This window comes from Blastomonas sp. CCH1-A6, from assembly GCF_001556365.1.
GTDB classification, from domain to species: Bacteria; Pseudomonadota; Alphaproteobacteria; order Sphingomonadales; family Sphingomonadaceae; genus Blastomonas; species Blastomonas ursincola.
In genome coordinates this window covers 1-6,858 of record NZ_LSIS01000452.1, presented here as the reverse complement: position 1 = coordinate 6,858, position 6,858 = coordinate 1, and the positions used below count along the sequence as shown (strand labels likewise).

7 protein-coding genes are annotated in these 6,858 nt (G+C 66.0%); 4 read left to right on the top strand and 3 right to left on the bottom strand.

Annotation, left to right across the window (positions count from 1 at the left end; translation table 11 throughout):
* The first annotated feature begins 611 nt into the window (after positions 1 to 611).
* The gene (locus AX735_RS20530; RefSeq protein ID WP_066284286.1) at positions 612 to 2,756 is read left to right on the top strand and encodes a ParB/RepB/Spo0J family partition protein; all 2,145 of its coding nucleotides are present in this window, start codon (positions 612 to 614) and stop codon (positions 2,754 to 2,756) included.
* A 141-nt stretch (positions 2,757 to 2,897) separates the two neighbouring features.
* Here the strand turns inward: AX735_RS20530 and AX735_RS20525 are convergent, their stop codons facing one another.
* The 3 genes from AX735_RS20525 to AX735_RS20515 all read right to left on the bottom strand — a co-directional run bounded on the left by AX735_RS20525 (position 2,898) and on the right by AX735_RS20515 (position 3,886).
* On the bottom strand, positions 2,898 to 3,206 hold the full coding sequence (locus AX735_RS20525) for a type II toxin-antitoxin system RelE/ParE family toxin (RefSeq protein ID WP_066284280.1): 309 nt from the start codon (positions 3,204 to 3,206) through the stop codon (positions 2,898 to 2,900).
* 2 nt (positions 3,207 to 3,208) lie between these two features.
* Positions 3,209 to 3,487 (bottom strand): type II toxin-antitoxin system ParD family antitoxin, encoded by a 279-nt coding sequence (locus AX735_RS20520; RefSeq protein ID WP_066284279.1) that lies wholly within the window; start codon positions 3,485 to 3,487, stop codon positions 3,209 to 3,211.
* 63 nt (positions 3,488 to 3,550) lie between these two features.
* A complete protein-coding gene (locus AX735_RS20515; RefSeq protein WP_066284289.1) occupies positions 3,551 to 3,886 on the bottom strand; it encodes a hypothetical protein in 336 nt (111 codons plus the stop codon).
* 692 nt (positions 3,887 to 4,578) lie between these two features.
* Between AX735_RS20515 and AX735_RS20510 the strand changes: the two genes are divergently transcribed.
* The 3 genes from AX735_RS20510 (at position 4,579) to AX735_RS20500 (ending at position 6,542) form a co-directional block, all read left to right on the top strand.
* Positions 4,579 to 4,881 (top strand): DUF736 domain-containing protein, encoded by a 303-nt coding sequence (locus tag AX735_RS20510; protein WP_066284276.1) that lies wholly within the window; start codon positions 4,579 to 4,581, stop codon positions 4,879 to 4,881.
* Between the two features lie 67 nt (positions 4,882 to 4,948).
* Complete coding sequence (locus AX735_RS20505; RefSeq protein WP_066284274.1) at positions 4,949 to 5,347, top strand: hypothetical protein; 399 nt, start codon at positions 4,949 to 4,951, stop codon at positions 5,345 to 5,347.
* Between the two features lie 349 nt (positions 5,348 to 5,696).
* Positions 5,697 to 6,542 (top strand): DUF932 domain-containing protein, encoded by an 846-nt coding sequence (locus AX735_RS20500; protein ID WP_066284269.1) that lies wholly within the window; start codon positions 5,697 to 5,699, stop codon positions 6,540 to 6,542.
* Positions 6,543 to 6,858 lie beyond the last annotated feature (316 nt).

Genomic DNA, 6,858 nt, shown 5'->3' with positions numbered 1-6,858 from the left:
CAACCTTGCCAAGGTTGGGGTCGAGGGTTCGAATCCCTTCGCCCGCTCCAGTTTTTTCAGGAAAATCAGTGGATTACGAGACCCTCGCTAAACGCGGGCAGGTCTCGAAATTCATTGGTGTCCACCTGGTGTCCACCGATTTGCGGCCGTGGACGCCAAGCTGCTGACACACCGGCCTCTAGTTTCTCATTTCGCGCCCGTGCTCCTTTTCGTGAGAGTCGATGTTCCTGTGGGGAAAGCCTTCCCCTGACCGGGAGCCCGATGGTCTCCCGCTACCCCTTCTGCGGGGACACCCCGCAACGCCCCGTTCGGCGCCTGCGCGCCGATCCGTAAATCCGCCTGGGCGGATTTGTGTCTCCTGAAGCTGCGGAGATCGGGCCAGGGCGTTCGCCGGCCCGATCGCATTTGTTTGTGACTCTCCCCTCGAATGGTGTGGGCGCCGCTTCCCTTTAGGCCCGCCGCGCCGGGGCGCAACGCGCGGGCTCGCCCGCGCTTACTTCCTCTTACGTTCCAGCCCTTCGGGTGCGCCCCGGCTCTGCCGGCGGGCCTACCGGTCGCTCCTTCGCCGCCCACCCCATTCCGGGGTGAGTGCGGTTTGAAGGAGAAAAGCGATGAATGCTGTTACCCCAACGACCGCTGTTGAACCTGTGTCGGGCGTCGAGATTTTCGTGCCCCTTAACAAGCTCAAGAAGTCCCCAAGGAATGCCCGCAAAGTGCCGCATACGGAGGCCGCCATCGAGGCGCTGGCCGCATCCATCGCGCACAAGGGCCTTATCCAGAACCTTGTGGTGGAACCCGAAGTGAAGGTGGACGGGACGCCCACCGGCGCCTATTTCGTCACCGCTGGCGAAGGCCGCAGGCTGGCGATGCTGTTGTGCGCCAAGCGCAGGCAGATCAAGAAGTCGCAGCCGATCCGCTGCTATCTCGACACCGAGAACGATCCGTCCGAAATCAGTCTGGACGAGAACGTCACCCGGACCCCGATGCACCCCGCAGACCAATTCGAGCGGTTCCAGGAACTGTCCGAGACGAAGGGATGGGGCGCGGAGGAAATCGGCGCGCGGTTCGGCGTGTCGGCTGGCGTGGTGAAACAGCGGCTTCGCCTTGGCGCTGTCAGTCCGAAGCTGTTGGAGGTCTATCGCGAGGATGGGCTGACCTTGGATCAATTGATGGCCTTCGCCATCACCGAGGACCATGCCCGGCAGGAGCAGGTGTTCGAGAACCTGCATCACAATCGCGAGCCGTGGATCATCCGGCGCGACATGACCGCTGGCAATGTGCCTGCCGATGATCGCCGTGCGGTGTTTGTCGGAGCCGACGCCTATATCGAGGCGGGCGGCAACATCATCCGTGACCTGTTCACCGAGGACCGGGGCGGCTTCTTCGAGGACGCGGGCTTGCTCGACATGCTTGCCGTCGAGAAGCTGCGCGAAGTCGCGGGCGAGGTGCAGGGTGAGGGGTGGAAGTGGGTGGAGGCCCATATCGACTATCCCCACGCGCATGGGATGCGGCGCTACTACCCGGAGCCGGTCGAACTGTCCGACGAGGACGAGGACCGGCTTGATGCCCTGTCCACCGAGCATGACGAGCTTGCCGAAGGCTATTCGTCCTATGACGAAATGCCCGAGGACGTGGCGGCGAAGCTGGAAACGGTGTCCGACGAGATCGACGCCATTTCGGCCAAGCGCCATGCCTACGATCCCAACATCATCGCGCATGGCGGGGTGTTCGTGGTGCTTCACTATGACGGCACGGTCAGGATCGAGCGTGGTTTCGTCCGTCCCGAGGACGAGGCGCTTGCCGATCCGCAGCCCGAGGACGAGGCCGACGCCATCGACCCGGAGGCCGTGGCGGACGAGCAGGGCGAGGCCGACGACGAGGACGTTCAGGATTTCGAGGATGAGGACGAGGAACCGGGCAAGCCCATTTCCGACAGCCTCATTCGCGACCTGTCCGCCCACCGGACGCTGGCCCTTCGCGTGGCGCTTGGCGAGCAGCCCGGCATGGCGTTGGTCGCCCTGACCCACACGCTTACGGCGCAACTGTTCTACAGCTACGCCGAAGCCGGTTGCCTTGAAATCCGTCCGACCGTGACGCCGCTTGGCGGCCATGCGGCGGGGATCGAGGATACGCCGCTGGCGGCGCGGGCGAGCGAAGCGCATGAAGCATGGGCCGAGCGGATGCCGCGTGACGTGTCCGACCTGTGGGGCTTCATCGTCGCACTGGACGACGAACAGCGTGTGGCGTTGCTGGCGCATTGCGCGTCCCGCACCGTCAATGCGCTGCGGGTGCCGTGGGATCGCAAGCCCCGGACGCTGCAAACGGCGGACAGGCTGGCGATGGCGTTAACGCTGGACGTGGCGAAGGACTGGACGCCCACCGTGGACGGCTACCTTGGCCGCGTCACCAAGGCGCATATCCTTGAGGCCGTCACCGATGGCGTGTCGGAGGATGCCGCCCGCCGGATCGCGGACAAGAAGAAGCCGGACATGGCGCAGGAAGCCGAGCAGCTTCTTGCCGGAACCGGATGGCTTCCCGCTGCGCTGCGGACGCCGGAGCCGGAGGCCGAACCCGTCGAGACGGACGACGCCGAAGGGGCCGCGCAGCCGTCCGAAGCGGAGGCCCCCGATACCGGAGCGGAGGACGGCGAGGCCGTGGAGGTCGAAACGGTGGAGCAGCCGACCGACCCCGAAGCGGTGGAGGTCGAGCCCGAGACGGTAGACGAGGAAGACGCCTATTCGGTTGCCGCCGAGTAGGTGACGGAGCCGGGGCCGCTGCGGCGGTCCCGGTTTCCCCTTTGCCCAAGACCGGATAATTCGCGGCCGCGCCCCTTTCCGGGCGCGGCCGCTCTGTCATGGATGATCGTCGCTCGCCGGGCATGGCCCGGCTCGCGCTTTTTAAGAGTCCTCGGTCAGCAGGCTCTCGAAATCACGGCCGCCATAGAAAATCCCGACGACAACGACCGCCGTGTCTTCCACCGCGAAGGCGATGGTCACACGGCGCCGCCAGGCCGTCGTTCGCAGGCCCGGCCGCAGATCGTCGCGCATCGTGCCGCGCCGGGGGAAGTCGGTCAGCTTGCCGATATGATCGAGGATGCCATCGGTGAAGCGTTGCGCGATGTCCGGGGACGCGGCGGCGGCGATATGGTCGTAGATGGCATCGAGATGGTCACGCGCTTCCGGCGTGAGGATGATGGAATATCCCACGTTCAACCGCGCTTGGCGGCTCGCTTGTGGCGCTCGGCCAGACCGGCCCGCACATCGTCGAGCGAAATGCCACGCGAGGGATCAGCCTTGTAGGCGTCATAAGCGGGGACGACCTCGTTGCGCAGCCATTGCTCGACGGCCCGGTCCCGCGCCTGGAGCGCGCGCAGCCCGTCGCGGATCACTTCGCTTTCGCTGGCATACTCGCCCGACGCCACCTTGGCGCGGACCTGCGCCGCCATGTCGTTCGGCAGCGTTACGCTGAACTGTTGAGTCGTCCGCATGGATAGCACTCCTTACGGATAGGATTTAATCCTATCCACGCGATTCTTCAAGATTGCTGTCGATCATGCGAACAGGCCGGGCAGCACCGGCATCGGTTCGCCGCGCGCCGTCGCCCGCGCCGCATTGCCGTCCCCGGCCACCGTCACCCATTCCACGCGCCAGTCGAGCCGCGGCACGTCACTGTCGCCCTCGCGCTGAATCCGCACGATCCCGGCGCCTTCCTCACTCACCGCGAACCGGCGATCCTCAGCCTCGCCATAGGCCGCTTCGATCAGCGTCCCGTCCGAGAAGCTGAGCCAGCAGCGCCCGGTGCTATCGGCCGGAACCGCCAGCTCGGCCTCGACATCGCCCATCACCTTCAAGCTCGTGCGATCCTGGCCGCGGATCATCACACTCATACGCCGTTCCTCGATCTCGATTCGCAAAGCCGCATCGTGGAACAAATACGGAACATAAGGCAAGGGAAAGAGTCGCCGTAGCCGGATGGCGGAGCAGGAAGCACCCGCCCATTTCGGGCGACGCGCTGCGCCGACCAGCGCGGCCAGCCCATATTCGCCAGCATCCCGGCCCCGAATCCGGCGCTTGTCCGGCATCGCACGGGCCGGGCCTGAACCTGTCCGAAACGCAGGCCGCGCCCCTCCCGCTGATTTTCCGTATGGCGGCGCCGCGCTCCGCTGCATCGGCCGCACCACTACGAAAGCCGGGGCCACGTCGCCCTTGCACCTCGCCCGCGCGAAACCCGCCCGCTGCGCCTGCCTCCGGCACCAGACCATCGCCGGCAGCGCCACGGCCGGCGGCGGCAAAGCTCCTCCGATCATCCCGTCAGGCCCATGATCTTGCACGGCACCGCCCCCCGCGCGGCCTCTCCAAAGGCTTGTCTGGCCGAAGCCCGCCCGTCTTCCCGCAACGGCGGCTGGCGATTTTTTCCGCCGCCGGTCATGCCGGCTTTGCATCGCGAAGCCAAAAAAATCGCCAGCCGCCGCCAGCCACTTCGTTCTGCCCTGCGGGTGCGGGCCGGTCGTCCCCCGTCCGATCGACAGCCATCGAGGCCGCGACAGGCGCGGTCCCGAGGTAAGAAAGGACTGACGTTATGATCTGCGGACACTTCACCACCACCGACCACGGCTTCACCGGCGAAATCCGGTTCTTCGGCAAGCGCGAACAGGTCGTGCTCCTCCCGATCGAGGGCCAGGACAACGAGAAGGCCCCCCACTTCCGCATCGTCGCACCCGACGACGAGCGGATCGAGTTCGGCGCCGCCTGGCGGAAAACCAGCAAGGAGAAGCGCGACTACATCTCGTTCAAGCTCAACCCCGTCGTCGCTCAGCCGGTCTATCTCCGGCTGTTCGAGTCCGAGACGGTGGCCGGCGAATACGAGCTGCTCGCAAGCTGACCGGCTCCGCGCCCCGCCCGAAATGGGCGGGGTGCTCCCTTTTCCCGCTCCCAAAAGGATCTTCGCCATGTCCGATCGCATCGGCCATAACGGCGGCCCGCCGCTCGACGATCATAAGCCAGGCCCCGCAGACGGCGCGAGCTGCCGGCGATGCCGACACTGGCGGCCACCGAGCGAGCGCGAGGAAAGCGACTATCGCGCCTATCAGATGGGCGTGATCCGCCGCCGCGTCGCCGAGCCTTCGGGAGCCTGCGACCGCGTGATGCTGCGGCCGGGCGGCCCCGTCGCCTTCGCCGGCACCAAGGGCCGATCCTGGTGCTACAATTTCGAGGCCAAGCCGCCGCCCACCGACGAGGAGCGGCGCGGATGGGGTTTCGTCACCATCTACGAGGGTGATCGCATCGTCTGGCAGGGCCGCGAAGGCGAGGAACCCGCCGAATATCGGCAAGGCGATTTGTTCGACTGACGGCGCTGCTACCGGCCTGACGGCCCCGCCGGTATCCCGGCTGTCGTTTGCTTGAGTGGGAATCAGGGCGGAGCCCGACCCCCTATATGTAGCCCGCCATGCGGGCAGGTTTTCCATGCACCGCTAGGGCGGCGCGGGGTTGCTAAGGGCGTTGCCCTCGCGCCGGGCAAGGTAAGTGGAACCGTCCGGGGCGGTATCCCCAGCCTTCCGCGCTTCGCTTGTGCAGGCCGGGTGATCCCCCTCCGCCCCGGTCGCCCTTGCCCTTTGCTACCCCTGGCTCGCCGCCGGGCAGGGTTTCAGCGCGGCGCTTCCCGCTGCGCGGAAACCCAAGCCAAGGAAGGAAAGACCAATGACCATCCATCACCTTGCCACCCGGTTCGGCCGCAACAGCCATCAGATCGGTGGTTATGAGCCGCTGGACAACGAGGCACTGTATCGCCACGTTCCGTCCATCTTCGCCCGCGAGGCGCACGACAGCCGTTCGGAGCGGTATGTCTATGTCCCCACCATCGACATAGTGGAGGGGTTGCGCCGGGAAGGATGGTTCCCGTTCTTCGCGGTGCAGTCCGTCCCCCGCGACGGCAGCCGCCACGGCCACGCCAAGCACATGCTGCGCCTGCGCCGGGATGAAGGCATCGGCAAGCCCGAGGCCGCCGAGGTCATCATCGTGAACAGCCACGATGGCACCAGCGCCTATCAGATGTTCGCCGGGATGCTGCGTTTCGTATGCACCAACAGCATGATTGCGGGCGAGCGGTTCGAGGAGGTCCGCGTGCCCCACAAGGGCAACATCGAGCACGACATCATCGAAGGCGTTTACACCGTGGCCGAGGACTTCCCCCGGCTGATCGACGCCAGCGAGACCATGAAGGAGGTTCGGCTTTCCGAGGACGAGCAGCGGTTGCTTGGTGAGGTCAGCCTTGTCGCCCGCTATGGCGACGATGAAAGCCCGCTCACCCCGGAGCAGATCATCGAGCCGCGCCGCTACGAGGACAGGGACAATAGCCTGTGGAGCACGTTCAACGTCATTCAGGAGAACGTCATTCGTGGCGGATTGTCTGGCCGCAAGCGCAATGCCGAAGGCCGTATCCGTCGCAGCCGGTCGCGCCCGATCAACGGCATCGACCAGAATGTGACGCTCAACCGCGCACTCTGGACGCTGGCCGAGGGGATGCAGCGCCTCAAGACAGGTTGACCGCTATTGCCGCGGGGCTGGACCGTCCGGCCCTGCGGCTTCACTTCCCATTGCCCGTATGACGCCGCCGACCGGCTCCCCGGATCGGCGGCGGCCGCGCGTCCCGATGGTCCGCGCGGCCGCTGAAAGGGGCGCGCTCGCCGGGCGGCCGCCCGGCTCGCGTGAGCCTCTCCCTCTATACCAAGACGACTATAATAGTCGTTTTCATGGCGTATAGCGTCCGGCTGGTGAACTTGATCGCGCATGACCACATCCCGCCAAGTGCGGGCCGCTCGCGCGCTTCTCAATTGGACCCAGGAGATGCTTGCCGACGAGG